Annotated in this window: 13 protein-coding genes; 8 read left to right on the plus strand and 5 right to left on the minus strand. The window is 72.4% G+C overall.

The features are described from left to right. Window positions 1-54 precede the first annotated feature (54 nt). Window positions 55-723: a response regulator transcription factor gene (locus SD460_RS32520; RefSeq protein ID WP_318307180.1), complete on the plus strand. Its 669-nt coding sequence runs from the start codon at window positions 55-57 to the stop codon at window positions 721-723. Next, a complete protein-coding gene (locus tag SD460_RS32525; RefSeq protein ID WP_290061926.1) occupies window positions 716-1798 on the plus strand; it encodes a sensor histidine kinase in 1083 nt (360 codons plus the stop codon). Before SD460_RS32520 ends, SD460_RS32525 begins: the two co-directional genes overlap by 8 nt. On the opposite strand, the gene vanX is transcribed toward SD460_RS32525, so the two are convergent. Genes vanX through SD460_RS32540 form a run of 3 tightly spaced genes read right to left on the minus strand, consistent with a single transcriptional unit; the run spans window position 1767 to window position 4403 of the window. Next, on the minus strand, window positions 1767-2402 hold the full coding sequence (gene vanX, locus SD460_RS32530; protein WP_290061928.1) for a D-Ala-D-Ala dipeptidase VanX: 636 nt from the start codon (window positions 2400-2402) through the stop codon (window positions 1767-1769). The genes SD460_RS32525 and vanX overlap by 32 nt on opposite strands. Then, window positions 2399-3403, minus strand: coding sequence for a D-alanine--D-alanine ligase family protein (locus SD460_RS32535; RefSeq protein ID WP_290061930.1), 1005 nt, complete (start codon window positions 3401-3403; stop codon window positions 2399-2401). The genes vanX and SD460_RS32535 overlap by 4 nt, the downstream gene beginning before the upstream one ends. Continuing rightward, window positions 3396-4403: a D-isomer specific 2-hydroxyacid dehydrogenase family protein gene (locus tag SD460_RS32540; RefSeq protein WP_290061931.1), complete on the minus strand. Its 1008-nt coding sequence runs from the start codon at window positions 4401-4403 to the stop codon at window positions 3396-3398. The genes SD460_RS32535 and SD460_RS32540 overlap by 8 nt, the downstream gene beginning before the upstream one ends. Window positions 4404-4626: 223 nt before the next feature. Here SD460_RS32540 and SD460_RS32545 point away from each other — a divergent pair, with 223 nt between their 5' ends. Genes SD460_RS32545 through SD460_RS32555 form a run of 3 tightly spaced genes read left to right on the plus strand, consistent with a single transcriptional unit; the run spans window position 4627 to window position 11331 of the window. After that, window positions 4627-9480, plus strand: a complete 4854-nt coding sequence (locus SD460_RS32545; protein ID WP_318307181.1) for an RHS repeat-associated core domain-containing protein — start codon at window positions 4627-4629, stop codon at window positions 9478-9480. 14 nt (window positions 9481-9494) lie between these two features. After that, on the plus strand, window positions 9495-9773 hold the full coding sequence (locus tag SD460_RS32550; protein ID WP_290062565.1) for a DUF6881 domain-containing protein: 279 nt from the start codon (window positions 9495-9497) through the stop codon (window positions 9771-9773). Window positions 9774-9816: 43 nt separating this feature from the next. Then, complete coding sequence (locus tag SD460_RS32555; RefSeq protein WP_290062564.1) at window positions 9817-11331, plus strand: pentapeptide repeat-containing protein; 1515 nt, start codon at window positions 9817-9819, stop codon at window positions 11329-11331. Between the two features lie 129 nt (window positions 11332-11460). Here the strand turns inward: SD460_RS32555 and SD460_RS32560 are convergent, their stop codons facing one another. Beyond that, complete coding sequence (locus tag SD460_RS32560; RefSeq protein ID WP_290062563.1) at window positions 11461-11619, minus strand: hypothetical protein; 159 nt, start codon at window positions 11617-11619, stop codon at window positions 11461-11463. A gap of 159 nt (window positions 11620-11778) precedes the next feature. Between SD460_RS32560 and SD460_RS32565 the strand changes: the two genes are divergently transcribed. The 3 genes from SD460_RS32565 (at window position 11779) to SD460_RS32575 (ending at window position 15633) form a co-directional block, all read left to right on the plus strand. Next, window positions 11779-13584 carry a serine/threonine-protein kinase gene (locus SD460_RS32565; protein WP_318307182.1) on the plus strand — a complete coding sequence of 602 codons (1806 nt, stop codon included), beginning with the start codon at window positions 11779-11781 and terminating at the stop codon, window positions 13582-13584. Window positions 13585-13651: 67 nt separating this feature from the next. Further along, window positions 13652-14845 carry a right-handed parallel beta-helix repeat-containing protein gene (locus tag SD460_RS32570; protein WP_318307183.1) on the plus strand — a complete coding sequence of 398 codons (1194 nt, stop codon included), beginning with the start codon at window positions 13652-13654 and terminating at the stop codon, window positions 14843-14845. Next, window positions 14842-15633 carry an FHA domain-containing protein gene (locus SD460_RS32575; protein ID WP_290062312.1) on the plus strand — a complete coding sequence of 264 codons (792 nt, stop codon included), beginning with the start codon at window positions 14842-14844 and terminating at the stop codon, window positions 15631-15633. Before SD460_RS32570 ends, SD460_RS32575 begins: the two co-directional genes overlap by 4 nt. Window positions 15634-15761: 128 nt before the next feature. On the opposite strand, the gene SD460_RS32580 is transcribed toward SD460_RS32575, so the two are convergent. Continuing rightward, on the minus strand, window positions 15762-16433 hold the full coding sequence (locus SD460_RS32580) for a response regulator transcription factor (protein ID WP_290062313.1): 672 nt from the start codon (window positions 16431-16433) through the stop codon (window positions 15762-15764). Window positions 16434-16467: the final 34 nt, after the last annotated feature.

The following is a 16467-nucleotide window of genomic DNA, read 5'->3' on the forward strand; positions in this document are numbered from 1 at the left end:
CGTATCCGGTTTTCGATACGCCGCCGATAGGAACCGGCTCGTACGATCGGGAGCGTGCGTGTGCTGGTCGTCGAGGACGAACCCTATCTGGCCGAAGGCATCCGGGACGGCCTGCGCCTGGCGGCGATCGCGGCCGACATCGCCGGCGACGGGGACACCGCCCTGGAGCTGCTGAGCGTCAACACCTACGACATCGCCGTGCTCGACCGCGACATCCCCGGCCCGTCCGGCGACGAGGTCGCGCGGCACATCGTCGCCTCCGGCAGCGGGACCCCGATCCTCATGCTCACCGCCGCCGACCGGCTCGACGACAAGGCCACCGGGTTCGAGCTCGGCGCCGACGACTACCTCACCAAGCCGTTCGCGCTGCGGGAGCTCGTGCTGCGGCTCCGGGCGCTCGACCGCCGCCGCGCCCACAACCGGCCGCCGGTGCGGGAGATCGCCGGCCTGCGACTGGACCCGTTCCGCCGCGAGGTCTTCCGCGACGGCCGTTATGTCGCCCTGACCAGGAAGCAGTTCGCCGTGCTTGAGGTCCTCGTCGCCGCCGAAGGGGGTGTCGTCAGCGCCGAGGACCTGCTGGAACGGGCGTGGGACGAGAACGCCGACCCGTTCACCAACGCCGTGCGGATCACGGTGTCGTCGTTGCGCAAACGGCTCGGCGAACCCGGGATCATCGCCACCGTGCCCGGCGTCGGCTACCGCATCGAGGCGGACCGTGGATAGGGCGCCGGGGCTGAGCGTCCGCCTCAAGCTGACCCTCAGCTACGCCGGGTTCGTCATGCTCACGGGCATCTTGCTGCTCGCCGCGGTGGGCCTGTTCCTGCTGAACTACCAGCAGCTGGGCCGGGAGCTCATGCCGGTGGTGATGGCACCCCCCGGCCGCGTCCTCATCCGGGCCTTCGCGCCGTCCGCGGCGGCCTGCCTGCTCTTCCTGCTGGTGTTCGGCCTGGTGGGCGGGTGGTTCCTCGCCGGACGGCTGCTCGCCCCGCTGAACCGCGTCACCGACGCCACCCGCACGGCCGCGGACGGCTCGCTCTCGCACCGGATCCGGCTGCCGGGCCGCCGGGACGAGTTCCGCGAGCTCGCCGACGCGTTCGACACCATGCTCGCCCGGCTCGAAGCGCAGGTCGCCGAACAGCGGCGGTTCGCCGCCAACGCGTCCCACGAACTGCGCACCCCGCTGGCGATCACGCGGACGCTCCTGGAAGTCGCCCGCGACGACGGCGAGCGCGACGTCGACGAGCTCGTGGACCGCCTCGACGCCGTCAACACCCGGGCGATCGACCTCGCCGAGGCGCTCCTGCTGCTCAGCCGCGCCGACCAGCGGTCGTTCACCCCGGAGCCCGTCGACCTGTCCCTGGTCGCGGAGGAAGCCGCCGAGACGCTGCTCGCGTTCGCGGAGAAACGCGGCGTCACCCTCTCGGTGTCCGGCGAACCGGCCACCGCGACCGGCTCGGCCGCGCTGCTGCTGCAGCTGACGACGAACCTGGTGCACAACGCGATCGTCCACAACCGGCCCGAAGCGGGCATCGTGTGGGTCGAGACCAGCGTCCACGCCGGGAGCGTCGAGCTCACCGTGGAGAACACCGGCGAGCCGCTCCCGCCGGACCTGGTGGCCACACTCGCCGAGCCGTTCCAGCGCGGCACCGAACGCGTGCAGCGCGACGACGCGGGGGTCGGCCTCGGGCTGGCGATCGTCCGCAGCATCGCCCGCGCCCACGACGGCACCCTCACGCTGACCCCGCGCCTGGCCGGCGGCCTCCGCGTCACGGTGCGGGTGCCGGCCGCGCCGCGCTGAGCACCGGGAAGTCGAAGTACGTGTCCGGGTACGGCTCGTCGTTCAGCGTGTAGTGCCACCATTCCCGGTCGTACCGGCGGAACCCGCACGACTCCATGACGGCGCAGAGGTCCCGCCGGTTCGCCGCTTCGGCCGGCGTGATCCCGGCCGCCCCGTGGTGGGAGACGGCGTCCATCAGGTCGTGGCCGCCGCCCATCGCGGCGAGCTCGCCGGTGGCCAGGTGGTAGAGCGTCAGATCGACCGTGCTGCCCCGGCTGTGCCCGGATTTCGCGGCCACATAACCCTTTTCGACCATCTGGCCCCGGGCGATGCGCGGGTAGTGCCGCGGCTTCGTCCGCCCGTCCTCGGGTTGCCGCGACCAGCGCAGGAAGCAGTCGACGGCCCGCTGCGGGCGGTAGCCGTCCCACAGGAGCAGCCCGAACCCGAGGGTTTCGGCTCTCTCCTGGGCCCGCTCCAAAGCTGCGCACAACGCCCTGGTGCCGACGACCCGGTTGGCCAGGTAGCCGTCCACGGGTTTGCCGGTGAAGTTGTCCCAAGTGGCGTACTTGGCGTCCCAGCGGATCCCGGGCGCGAACTCGTCCACGAAGACGAAGTCGCCGTTCACCGCGATTTCCCTTTCAGTGCCAGCGAAATCAGCCGGTCGAGCACGTCCCCGAGCGACCACCCGGCCGCGGCCATCATCCGCGGGTAGCGGCTGTAGGAGGTCAGGCCCGGCAGGGTGTTGACCTCGTTGAGCACGACGGTCCCGTCGTCCTTCAGGAACATGTCCACCCGGGCCAGCCCCCGGCACCCCAGCGCGCGGTAGACGGCCTTCGCCGTCTCCAAGACGAGCGAGCGTGCCTCGGCCGGAATGTCCGCGGGCACGATGAACGCCGAGTTCTCGGAACCGCTTTCCGGGTTCTCCTCCTGGTGGATCTTGAAGAACCCGTGGGTGAGCGCGACCCGGTCCAGTTCACCCGCGATCAAGTCGGAACCGATGCCCAGCAACGAACACCCGATTTCTTCGCCGGCCACGGCTTCCTCGATCAGCACCTTCTCGTCGTACTGCCGCGCGGCTTCCACCGCTTCCGGCAGGTCTTCCGCCCGGGACACTTTGCTGACCCCGAAAGAAGATCCGGACCGCGCGGGCTTGACGAAGACGGGATACGAGAGCGTGTCGGGGATTTCGCCCGCGTCCCAGTGGTTCGGGGTGGCGATGCCCGCGCTCGCGGTGACCAGGTAGGTGAGGGACTTGTCCATGCACAGCGCGGAACCGGTGACGTCACAACCGGCGTAGGGGACGCCGGCGAGTTCGAGTAAACCCTGCACCGCACCGTCTTCCCCGAACCGGCCGTGCAGCACGGGGAGGACGACGTCCAGCCGGATCACCTCGTACTTCCCGCCGTCGAGGACGAGCAAGCCGTCCGGCGACAGCACGACCGGGTTACCGGGCTCCGCGCCGGGACCGTCGCAGAGTTCCCAGGCGCCGTCCTTGGTGATCCGGATCCAGACCGGCTCGTACTTTTCGGCGTCGAGGTGCTTGGCGACCTCGTGGGCGGACTTGACGGAGACGGGGTGCTCCTCGGACGCGCCCCCGAAGAGGATCCCGACTTTCAGCTTAGCCATGGTGGTTCCCGCTTTCGAAGCTCAGGCAGTTGACGAGACTGTTTTCGACGGTGTCGCTCAAGGCGTGGTCGGTGTAGTAGGCGGTGTGCGGGCTGAGCACGACGTTCGGCAGTTCCTGCAGCCGCACCAGCGCTTCGCTCTCGATGGGCTTTCCCCGGCAGTCGGCGTAGAAGACGCCTTCCTCGCCCTCGACGACGTCCAGCGCGGCCCCGCCCAGCCGCCCGCTTTCCAGCCCGCGCACGAGGGCGCCGGTGTCGAGGAGCGGACCGCGTCCGGTGTTGACGACGAACGCACCCCGCTTCAGCCGCGCGATCCGCCGCCGGTCGAGGAGGTGGTGCGTGTCCGCGCTCAGCGGGACGTGGAGCGTGACGATGTCGCTCACCTGGAGGAGCTCGTCGAGCGGAACGTAATCGGCGGAGTTTCGCGGCACGCTGTCGTGCGCCACGATCCGGCACCCGAACCCCCGCAACCGATCCATGACGGCGACGCCGATCCGTCCGGTGCCGACGACCCCGACGGTCAGGTCGCGCAGTTCCTTCCCGCGGACGTCGTTGAGCCGGTAGTCGTGGACGTCCGCCTTCCGGAGGACGGATTTCGCACCGCGGATCGCCATCAGCACGAGCATCAACGTGTAGTCGGCCACGCTGTCGGGCGAGTAGGCGACGTTTTCCACGGTGATGCCGACGGACTTCGCGTATTCGACGTCGATGTGGTTGTAGCCGACGCTCCGGGTGGACACGTATTCCACCCCGGCCCGGCTGAGCGCGCGCAAGGCCGGACCGGTGACTTCGCTCTTGTGCCCGATGCTGACGCACCGGTTCCCGGCGGCCAGCCCGGCCGTGCGCTCGGAGAGAGCGGCTTCGGTGATGGTGGGCGTGACACCACAGTGGACGGCCAGCTCCCGGAAGAGAGCGGCTTCATCGGGTTCGCACCCGTAGACGGTGACCCCGATCCCCACCGGCACCCGCGTACGGGCCGGTGCTCGCTGACTGTCGGTCATGCGGGCCAGTCAAGACGGGGCGGGGTTGCGAGCCCGTATCCGGTTTTCGATACGCGGGCGATATCGGTTCCGTCGAGGGCTGCTGCGGCGGGAACGCCGCAAAGCTCACGAGTCGGCCGAACCCGGGCGTTCCGGTTGCCCGTAAATACGTTCCCCGGCGGCCTTTGAGGCGACCCGGTGGTTGCGCGTGATCACCGGGACACGCCGTCGTTAGGATGAACGGGTGACCAACCCCCTCGTCGCTCAGCCCCAGGACTCCACCAAGGCCTACTCGGGCATTTCCCTGCTGGAGAGCGCCGCCGACCTGAAGTCGGCGATCGAGAGCGGGGACTGGGCGTCGGTCGCGATGGGTGCCGTGGGTACCGCGCTGGACGCCCTGTCCATGGCGATGGACCCGTTCGGCGCGGTCCTGGCGGCCGGGGTGGCGTGGCTGATGGAGCACGTCGGGCCGTTGAAGCAGGCGCTCGACGGCCTCACCGGCAACGCCGACGAGATCGCGGCGCAGTCGGAGACCTGGAAGAACGTCGCGGGCGAGCTGCAGGCCGTCGGGACCGATCTGGGCGACATGGTGAAAGCCGACCTGCAGGCCTGGACCGGCCCGGCCGCGGACGCCTACCGGCAGCGGACGCAGGACGCCGTGGACCTGCTGGGGACCGCCCAGAAGGGCTGCGAAGGCGCCTCCAGCGGTGTGAAGACCGCCGGTGAGGTCGTTGCCGCGGTGCGGGCGCTGGTGCGGGACATCATCGCGGAGCTGATCGGGCACCTGATCAGCTGGGCGCTGCAGGTGGTGTTCACCCTTGGCATCGGGTTGACGTGGGTGGTGCCGCAGGTGATCGGGGCGGTCGCGAAGACGGCGTCGAAGATCGCCGATCTGGTGAAGCGGCTGGTCACGGCGTTGAAGGCGCTGGTGCCGCTGTTGAAGCGGGCGGGGGACCTGTTCGGCGACGCGGCGAAGGCGTTGAAGAACATCAAGCCGGGCAAGGCCGGGCCGCCGCCGAAGGTCAGCCACATCGACGGCACGCCGAAGGCGCCGAAGCCCGACGGCGGCACCACGACCCCGTCCGGTGACCACTCGCCGCCGCCGAAGGGGAACGGCTCCACGACCCCCTCCGGCGACCACACCCCGCCGCCCAAGGGTGGCGATTCGACCACTCCGTCCGGTGCCCACCCGACGCCGGACACCACGCCGCCGCCGGGCCGGGGGCCGTCGGACTCCACGTCGACGTCGGGTGCGAACGACGGCGTCCGCGGCGGCAACAGCAACCCGCCGCACAACTCCACACCCACGCGGGACCTGCCCGACTGCGGTGACCCCATCGACGTCGCGAGCGGGCGGATGTTCCTGCCGCAGACCGATGTCGAGCTGCGGGCCGCGCTTCCGCTGATCGTCTCGCGCACGCACCTCTCGGACTACCGCTGCGGGCGGTCGTTCGGCGCGACCTGGGCGTCCACTTTGGACCAGCGGCTGGAGGTGGACGAAGCGGGCATCAGCTTCGCCGCCGAGGACGGCGCGCTGATGACCTACCCGCTGCCGGGCGCCACCGGGTCGGTGCTGCCGGAGTTCGGCCCCCGCTGGCCGCTGGCCCGCACCGCGGACGGCGGCTTCACCGTCACCATGCCCGAGCTGTCGCAGACGCTGCTGTTCGCCGCGACCGGCCGCGCGGAGCTGCCGGTCACCGCCATGCTGCGCGGTTCCGGTGCCCGCATCGACTTCGGTCGTGACGAAACGGGCCTCCTGACGACGATCGCGCACTCCGGCGGCTACCTGCTCGGCGTCGAGTCCAGTGGCGGCCTGGTCACCGGGCTCAGCCTGGTCGGCGGCGCCCGGCTGCCGGACGGCACCCCGGCCGACCTCCCGCTGGTCCGCTACCGCTACGACGACGCCCGGCGCCTCGTCGAGGTGGTCAACTCCTCCGGCCGCCCGCTGCGTTTCGGCTACGACGCCGAGGGGCGGATCACGAGCTGGGAGGACCGCAACGGCGTCTCCTACCGCTACCACTACGACGCCGCCGGCCGCTGCGTACGCACCGAAGGCGACGGCGGCTACCTCGACTACACCTTCGAGTACGACGCCGCCGCGCGCGTCACCCGGGCGACCAACTCGCTCGGCGCGGTCATCACCTACCACTTCACCGAGTGGGGCCAGGTCAGCCGCGAGATCGACCCGCTCGGGCACGAGGTCCGCAACGAGTGGGACCGGCACCACCGGCTGCTGGTCCGCACGGACGAACTCGGCGGCGCCACCACCTACACCTACGACGAGGCCGGCGACCTGGTCGCGATCGGCTACCCGGACGGCACCGCCGACTCGGCGCGGTACGACGAGCACCACCGGCCGGTGCTCACCGTGGACGTCGACGGCGCGCGCACGACGCGGGAGTACGGCGAACTCGGCGAGCTGGTCGCGGCCGTCGACCCGGCGGGCGCCCGCACCACCTACGGCTACGACAGCCTGGGGAACCTCGCCTCGATCGTCGACCCGACGGGCGGGCGGACGACCATCGTCTCCGACGCACGCGGCCTGGCCGAGTCGGTCACCGGGCCCACCGGCGCGGTGCGCACGTTCGAGTACGACGCCTTCGGCCGCCTGGTCGCGGAAACCGCCCCGGGCGGGGAGACCACCCGCTACGCGTGGACCGTCGAGGGCCGCCCGATGCGCGTGACCCGCCCCGGCGGCGCCACCGAGCACTGGTCCTACGACGGCGAGGGCAACCTCCGCGAGTACCGCGACGCCGCCGGCGCGCGGACGCTGCACGAGGTCGGCGGGTTCGACCTGCCGTCCGCGCGGATCGCGCCGGACGGCAGCCGGATGGAGTTCACGCACGACACGGAGCTGAGGCTCGTCTCGGTCCGCAACGAGCAGGGCCGCCGGTGGGAGTACCGCCACGACGCGGCCGGGAACCTGGTCGAGGAAACGGACTTCGACGGGCGCGTGCTGCGCTACGGCTACGACGCGGCGGGCAACCTGACCAGCCGCACGAACGGCGCGGGCGAGACGCTCGAGTTCACCCGGGACGCGCTGGGCCGCGTGGTCGAGCAGCGCGCCGGCGCGGACGTGACCCGGTGGACCTACGACGCGGCGGGCCGGCTCCTGCGCGCGGTCAACGCCGACGCCGACGTCACCTTCACCTACGACGCGCTCGGCCGGGTGCTGTCCGAGACCTGCAACGGCCGCACCGTGCGGTCGGAGTACGACGTGCTCGGCAGGCGGGTCCGGCGCGTCCTCCCGTCCGGGCTGACCGGCGAGTGGGCCTACGACGGCGCCGGCGCGCCGATCGGGCTGCGGGTGGGCGGGCACACGATGAGCCTGCGCCGTGACCTGGCGGGCCGTGAGGTCCAGCGCGAATGGGGCGTCGCGGACCTGCGCCGGCACTGGGACGCGGCGGGCCGGCTCGCCGCGCAGACCGTCGCGGGCGCCGGCGGCGCGCTGGTGCACCGGCGTGCCTACGACTACCGCGACGACGGCCTGCTGGTCGCGACGCACGATGCCGCCGGCACCCGCTCGTTCGAGCTCGACCCCCTCGGCCGGGTCAGCGCGGTCACCGGCGCCACGCACGCCGAGCGCTACAGCTACGACAGCACGGGCAACGTGACCGGCGTCCAGGCGGGTGCCGTCCCGGACGCGCTCGCCGGGCCCCGGACCTACGCCGGTGGCCGGATCACCGCCGCCGGCGCGGCCCGCTACACCCACGACCGGCAGGGCAGGCTCGTCGAACGCACCGCGCCGGGGCTCGACGGCCGGCCGCAGGTCTGGCGCTTCACCTGGAACGCCGAGGACCGCCTCACCGGCGTCACGACGCCGGACGGGCAGCAGTGGCGCTACCGCTACGACCCGCTGGGCAGGCGGGTCGCGAAGCAGCGGCTCGCGGCCGACGGCGCGGTGGCCGAGCAGATCGACTTCACCTGGGACGGCCCGGCACTGGCCGAGGAGCACCGGCTGACCGCGTCGGGCCAGCGGCGGCTGCTGAGCTGGGACGTCGAGCCCGGCAGTGAGCTCCCGCTGCTGCAGTGCGAGCGGCTGCTCGGGCCGGAAGGCTTCCAGCAGGTGCTCGACCAGCGGTTCTTCGCGATCGTGACCGACGTCGTCGGCACCCCCACCGAGCTGGTCGGGCTCGACGGCGCGGTCGCCCGCCAGCAGCCGCAGACGATCTGGGGCCGGGCGCTGGACAACGCGCCCGAGGTGACGCCGCTGCGGTTCCCCGGCCAGTACTTCGACGCCGAAACGGGCCTGCACTACAACTACCACCGCTACTACGACCCGGGCACCGCGCGCTTCCTCAGCGTCGACCCGCTGGGCCTGGCGGGCGGGGCGAACCCGCAGGCGTACGTCGCCAACCCGCTGGCGTGGATCGACCCGTCCGGCCTGACGCCGTGCTCCGACGCCGCCGCGGCGTCCGGCAGCGGGGGCAGCCGCGGTGGCGGCGGCAACCGGGGCGGCGGTGGCAACCGGGGTGGCAACGGCCGTGGCGGCAACGGGAACACGAGCGGGCCGAGCCGGCCGCCGCGCACCAACAACCGCCCGCCGCCGCCGTACTACGACAACCCGCTGCCGACGACGCCGCACGCGACGGTGCCGCACACGCCGGACAACCCGAACGGCAGCCTTTACCACTACACCAACGAAGCCGGCATGAACGGCATCATGGGCAGCGGCCACGTCCGTCCCTCGGCGTGGACCCACGGCACCCCCGACAACCCGCTGGTCGGCTCCCACGCCCGGTACGGCTCGGGCGGCTACTTCACCAACATCGCGCCGGGACAGCTGTCGCAGGAAGGGCTTTCCCAGGCCCTGGTGCTCAACCCGGGCTCCGGCGCCAGCTTCACGCACCACATCGAGGTCAGCCCGTCCGCGCTGGAGAGCCAGGGCTACACGATCTCGCAGTCCGACCACCGGCCGGACGTCTACGTGGTGCACCACAACGACCAGCCGACCAACCACCCGAACCCGAGGCCGGTCGAGATCGGCGACGCCCACGTCAGCCACGGCCCGAACCCCCAGGGCCCCCACCTGGGCAGCAGCATGGGCCAGGAAGACTGGGGCGACGCGGCCCGCCCCCGGCCCCCGCGGCAGCGCTGAACCGGAGACCCGACATGGACTACCTGCACGTGCACTGGCAGCACGACGCACCCGATGCCCCGGCGGACATCTACAGCGAACTCGACGACGACCGCTGGGAGGTCCGCAAGGTCGAGGTCTTCCCGGACGGCACGCACCACTACGCGGACGACTGGAAGTCCACCGGCAAGACCGGGCTCAGCGAGGTACCGCTCCCGCCGTTCGAGGACCTGGCCGCCCAGCGAGCGCTGACCCCGACGGAGATCGACGAGGCGGAGTTCGAGCGGCGGTGGCAGGCCGCGACGGAGGGCTGACGAGGTTTGTTGCACCGCTCCTGAGCCGCGCGACTGACCAGACATGACGAGGTGGGAGATCAAGCCAGGCCGGTGGCTCGCGTCCGGCCGCAGGATGCTGCGTGGCGGGCGGGCACCGGGGCTGAGCTGGTGGTTCGTCGTCTGCGCCGCGGCTGTGGTGGTGGTCGTGGCTTGGGTCGCCACCAGCTGGCTCCTCGGCGAGGCAGCTTCGGCGAAGGACCCCGGCGCCGCGCGGGTCGAGGCGATCAAGACCGGGCTGGGCATCGGCGCGGGCACCACGGGGGTCTTCGCGCTGCTGCTGGCGGTGCGCCGGCAATGGCACAGCGAGCACGACGCGATCGAGAAGAACCTCACGGAGCTCTACACCAAGGCCGCCGACCAGCTCGGCTCCACCGACGCTTCGGTACGTCTGGCCGGCCTCTACGCCTTGGAACGGCTCGCGCAGAACAACGGCCGCCAGCGGCAGAGCATCGTGAACGTGGTGTGCGCGCACCTGCGCATGTCGGACGAATCCCGCGACGGCGAAGTCCGGCTCGCGGCCCAGCGCATCCTCGCCGACCACCTGTCACCCGACGGCCGGGTGTTCTGGGACGACATCGACCTCGACCTCACGAACGCCCACCTGGTCGACTTCAACCTGGGCAACTGCCGGCTGCGCAATGGCCGCTTCGCCGGTGCGACGTTCACCGGCGACGCCGCGTTCGGCGGCGCCACCTTCACCGGAGACGCCCGATTCGGCGGCGCGACGTTCACCGGAAATGCCCGGTTCGGCATGACGACCTTCGTCGGCACGGCCCGGTTCGGTGCGGCGAAGTTCACGGGAGAAGCCCGGTTCGGCGCCGCGAAGTTCTCGCGCGCGACCTCATTCGCTTCGACGACCTTCGCGGCGCGCGCTCAGTTCGGTGATGCGGCTTTCGCGGACAACGCGCAGTTCGGCGGGGCCGTCTTCGGGGGCGATGCTCAGTTCAAGAACACGACGTTCGAGGGCAACGCCGGTTTCGCCGGCGTCGCTTTCACCGCGCGCGCGGGATTTCGCGCGGCCGGATTTCGTGGTGAGGCGAGGTTCCGGGACAGCACCTTCGGCGGAGCTGCCACGTTCACCGGAGCGACCTTCGCCGGCGACGCTCGCTTCAGGCACACGACGTTCGCCGACGGAGGTGCCTTCGAACACGCCAGTTTCGCGCATCGCGCCGGCTTCGGCAGTGCTGCGTTCGCCGGTGGCGCGACCTTCGAGCGCGCTGCTTTCACGGCCCACGCGGGCTTCAGCCGAGCGACGTTCGACGGCGAAGCCCGATTCGGCGACGCGGCCTTCGGCCGGAGCGCCGGTTTCAGCAGCGCGACGTTCGCCGGTGGCGCGTGCTTCGATCGGACGACCTTCACCGGCCGAGCGGAGTTCGGAAACGCGACGTTCGCGGGTGATGCGCACTTCGCCGGCACGGCCTTCGACGAGGGTGTCCTCTTCGACGGCGCCACGTTCGACGGCAGGGCTGATTTCGAGGGCGCGACGCTGACCGGCGCCTTCGCGTTCAACCCGTGGCGCGGCCGGAAGACGTCCTGAGCCAGGGGACCGGGGTCGTTGTCACCACGGCGCGTCCGGGGCAGGCGAGCGAGTCCCGTGCGATGGCTTCGGCCCCGTCGTCCTGGAGGGTCAGCGGCACGGGTTCGGGAGCCGGCCAAGCCACCAGTGTCAGGTGTCCGGCGTGGCGGGATGGTCGCGAGCGAGCTGGTCGAACGACACCGTGCGGTCCGCTGCCGGCGAGACGGGGTGGCCGCCGCCGTCTTCGTGCTGCGCCATGAGTTCGCGGGCGCCTTCGGCGAGCAGGTCGAGGTGGGCATCTGCGGTCAACCGGTCGACGGCCACCGGCCGGGCGCCCAGGCCGCGTTTCGTCGCTCTCCACCGCCGGCACGCTGCTCCACCTCCTGTGGCTGGTGCCGTTCGTCGGCGGCCCGCCGCCGCGGTGACGCGGGGTCAGCGGGTGGACACGGGCTTTCGTACACTGCTCGCGTGAGCGAGGGGCGAGTCGTGGCCAACCGGTACCGGTTGGAGGAGGAGCTCGGCCGGGGTGGGATGGGCGTCGTCTGGCGGGCGGTCGACCTCGAGCTCGGCAGGCAGGTGACGCTCAAGCGGGCGCTCGGCGAGGACGCCGGGCAGATCCGGCGTGAGGCGCGGATCGGTGCCGGGCTGCTGCACGCGAACGTCGTCACCGTGTTCGACACGGTCGTCGACGGGGACGCCCGGTGGCTGGTCACGGAGTACCTGGCCGCGCGGAGCCTCGAGGAGCTCGTCGACGACGACGGGCCGCTGCCCGAGGAGCGGGTCCGGCGGATCGGCGTGCAGCTCGCCGGGGCGCTCGCGGACATGCACGCCCGCGGCATCGTCCACCGCGACGTCAAGCCGGGCAACGTCCTGGTGACCGCGGACGACGTCGCCAAGCTCACCGACCTGGGCATCGCCCGCTGGACCGAAGTCACCCGCACCGGTGGCGCGCAGCTCACCGGCACGCTCGGGTACGTCGCGCCGGAGGTGGCCGACGGCGCCGAAGCCGGGCCCGCCTCGGACGTCTTCTCGCTGGGGGCCACTCTCTACGCCGCGATCGAGGGCCGGTCGCCGTGGGGGTCGGGCGAGGACGGCCCGTTCGCGCAGATGCGCCGCGCCGCCGCCGGACGGCCCGCACCCGCCGAGCGCGCCGGGCCGTTCGCGCCGGTGCTCGCCGCGCTGATGGCCCGGCACCCGGCCGACCGGCCCGGCGCCGCCGAAGCGGTCACGCTGCTCACGGTGGACGCGCCCGTGCCCCGGCGGCCGCGACGCCACCTGCGTCGCCGGCTGCTCGCCGGGGCCGCGGTGGCGGCGGTGGCCGCACTGGTGGCCGGGTTCGTCCTCGGCCGCCCGCTGTGGACGAACACCGGCGGCGCACCGGCCGGGACGAACGCCGGCGGCGCGCCGGCCGGGGCGAACACCCTCGGCGCCGACCCGGGCGGAACCGACCCGTGCGCGGCGATCGCGCTCAACTCGCTCACCGGGTTCGGGGAGCCGTTCGTGGACCCCGAGGTGTTGAACTTCGGCACCTGCGTGGTCACGACGACGTTGTTCAACGACGCCGGGAAGGTGCAGACCCGGCTCGACCTGACCGGCCCGCTGCGGTACCCGCCCCGGCCGCCGGTGCCCGGCAAGATGGGCGAAATCGAGTATCCCGAGCCCCGCGAGGGTGCTTGTGCGCGCGCCATTTCGCTGGCCGACGCCAACCGGATCGTCATCACTTCGCGCGCGCTGGAACGCGCGCAGGACGCGCCGGTGTGCACCTTTTCGGAGGCGGTGCTGTCCGGGGTGCTGGCCAAGCTCGCCAACGGGCCCCTGCCGCGGCGTGCCGAACTGCCGGTGGGGTCGCTGGTGCGCGTCGACGCCTGCGGCCTGCTCGACGACGCCACGACGACCGGTGTGCTGGGCCGGAGCACGCCGCCGGACCGCGGGTTCGGTGGCTGGGGTTGCACCTGGGAACACGATCCGCGCACGATCAGCGTGGAGTTCAGCCGGGAATGGCCGGTCGAAGCGGACGAGGACGTGCCGGGCGACCGGATCCAAGTGGGGAACCGCAACGCCGTCGTGGCGCCGGTCCAGGGCGGGCACCCGGAGTGCGCGGTCACGGTCGTGCACCGCCGCTACACCCCGGCGTTGCCGGTGCTGCGCGGCACTCCTCCGGATCGGGAGGAGGTCGCGGTGGTCTCGGTCGAGGACACCTCGGCGGCTACTGGGGACGCGTTGTGCGGTACGGCGCGATCGCTGGCGGAGGCCCTCGTCCGGCGGCTGCCCTGAACCGGGGACCGGTCCCCGGCCACCTCGGCTAGACAGTGAGCCGGGGCCGGAGGAGGCGGGACGAGAAGTGGCGATACGGGTGTTGGCCGGCGTGGTGCTCCTGGTGCTGGGCGTGGCCGGTCCGGCAGCCGAGGGGGCTGCCGGACCGATGGCGCGGACCCTGCGGGTGGGGCCGCACGGGCAGTACGCGGGAGTCCAGGCCGCGGCCGACGCAGCCCGTCCGGGCGACACGGTCGCGATCGAGGCCGGCGCCTACCCGGGCGGGCTGACCGTTCACCGCGACGGCGCCCCGGGCCGCCCGATCCGGTTCACCGGCGTCGGCGGTACCGCGGTGCTCACCGGCGCCGGCGGCCTGGCCGTCGGCGGACACGGCTGGCTGGAGTTCACCGACGTGAGCGTGGCCGGCTCGGCCCGCTTCGGCGTGTACGCCGAGGGCGCCCACGACCTCGTGTTCGACCGGTTCGGTGTCGACGGCTCCCGCGACGGCGGGCTCGTGCTGGTCGGCACCCGGCGGGTGCGCGTCGCGAACTGCGACATCCGCGGCACCAACGCCCGCGGCACCGCGGCCGATCACGAAGCGCTGAGCATCGCCTCGGGCTCGTCGGACGTGGAGGTGTCCGGCTGCCGCGTGCACGACAACGGCGAGGAAGGCATCGACGTCAAGTACGACGATGCCGCCCGGGTGAAGATCCACCACAACGTCGTCACCGGCAACCGCGGCCCGGACATCTACGTCGACTCCTCGTCCACTGTGGACGTCTACGCCAACGCCGTCGGCGGTACCCGCGAGGCCACCAAGGCCGGGATCGGGCTCGCCGTCGAGGACTATTCGGAAAGCCGCCTGCTGTCGGAGATCCGGGTCTTCGACAACCTTTCGACCGGCAACGCGCAGGCCGGGCTGAGCCTCTGGACCGAGTCGACCGGGACCATGCGGGACCTGACGATCGTCAACAACACCTTCGACGGCAACGCCCGCGGCTCCCTGCTGATCGACGCCGACCGGTTCACCGGAACGAACACCTTGCGGAACAACGTGTTCGGCGACGGACCGGTCGACACCGGGCCGTTCGCCGCCGACCACAACTTCGCCGGAAACCCGGGATTCGCCGATCCGGCCCACGGTGACTACCACCTCGCCGAGGGCTCGGCCGCGGTCGACGCCGGCAGCCCCCGGCGCGCGCCCGTGTTCGACCTCGACGGCGTCGCCCGGCCCGCCGGCGCGGGCTTCGACATCGGCGCCTACGAACGGAGGTGGCCGTGACCAGCGGACGGCTCGACCCGCACCACCAGCGCAGCCTGCGTCACGGCGTCGACGGCGCCGCACCGGGCACGTTGAGCGCGCTCACCGTCACCGGCGGCGTCGCGGTGCCGCCGTCACCCGGCAGCCTGGTGACCTTCGGGCGCAACCGGCTGGAGGTCGACGTCTGCGTCGGCGAGGAAGACGTGCGCATCAGCCGGGTCCACGGGCGGCTCGTGCGCGAACGGGACCGCTGGTGGCTCAGCAACACCGGCCGCTCGCCGATCCGGCTGTCCGACAGCATCCTGCTGCACCGCGACAGTGAACCGCTGCCGCTGGCCGACGGCTACACCGCGCTGTTCCTGCGCGGCACCCGCGAGCACGTCCTGGAACTGCTCGTCTCCGACGGCGACGCCCTCGTCGCCACGCGCCGCCCGACCCACCCGACAGCGCCGCCGAAACGCTGGCGGCTGTCCCCGGAGGAGCACCTCGTGCTGGCCGTTCTCGGGCAGCGTTACCTCGGCTACGACCCCCACCCGCTGCCGCTGTCCCGCCAGCAGGCGGCCGCCGAGCTCGCCGAACGACGACCGCGCGAGAACTGGACGGCCAAGCGCGTCGAGCACCTCGTTTCCCGCGTCCGGCAACGCCTTTCCGACGCCGGCGTGCACGGCCTGCGCCGCGAGGAGGTGGGGGAGCCGGTCGGGCTGACCCTGACCGTGAACCTGCTGCGCGAACTGGTGCTGTCGACGACGCTGGTGCCGATGGACCTGGAGTGGCTCGAACTCCCCGACCCGCCGCTCGCCCCCGGGTGAGGGTGGACTGGTGGAACGCGGTCCTGATGCGGCCGGCACCGGCCTGACCGATCGGCTCGGCGTGGCGGCCGGTGAACTACGGTGATGAGGGGGCCGGGATGCGAGCACACGATGACGGGCTTTTCGCGCTAACCGTTCCCCCGGGCTTGGCCGAGCAGGTAACCCGTTCCGCGGACCGTGTGGATCGCCCGTGGCTCGCCGAGTTTGCCCCGCAGCTGCGCGATCAGGACGTCCAGGACGTTGGCGGCCGGGGGAACGAGCTCGTCCCAGGCCGCGGCCATCAGCTCGGCGCGGCGGACCGGTTCGCCCGGCGTGGCGAGCAGGCGGTGCAGGACCGCGAACTCCTTGCCGGTCAGGGTGAGCAGGACGCCGCCGCGGCGGGCCTCGTGGCGGCCGGTGTCCAGCTCGAGGCCGGCGAACCGCAGGACGGGGGCCGGGCCGGTGGTGCTGCGCCGGCACAGGCTCCGCACCCTGGCCAGGAACTCGGCCATCGCGAACGGCTTGACGAGGTAGTCGTCGCCCCAGGCCAGCCCGGCGATGCGGTCGGCGACGGTGTCCCGCGCGGTGAGGAACAGGACCGGCACGTCCCAGCCGCTCCGGCGGCGGCCCGTCACGTACGCCAGCGAATCGCCCGCGGGCAGCATGCGGTCGAACACCACGCAGTCGTAGGCGTTGACGCTCACCGCTTCGTCGGCGTCCGGCAGATCGGCGACGGCGTCCACCGCGAACCCGGCACCCCGCAGGGAGGCCTCCACGGCCACCCGGAGATCCTCGTCGTCTTCGGTGACCAGCACGCGCATGGCCGAAAGCGTAGCGTGACCAGCCGCCCGCGTT

It is taken from the genome of Amycolatopsis solani (assembly GCF_033441515.1).
In the GTDB taxonomy this organism is placed as follows: Bacteria; Actinomycetota; Actinomycetes; order Mycobacteriales; family Pseudonocardiaceae; genus Amycolatopsis; species Amycolatopsis solani.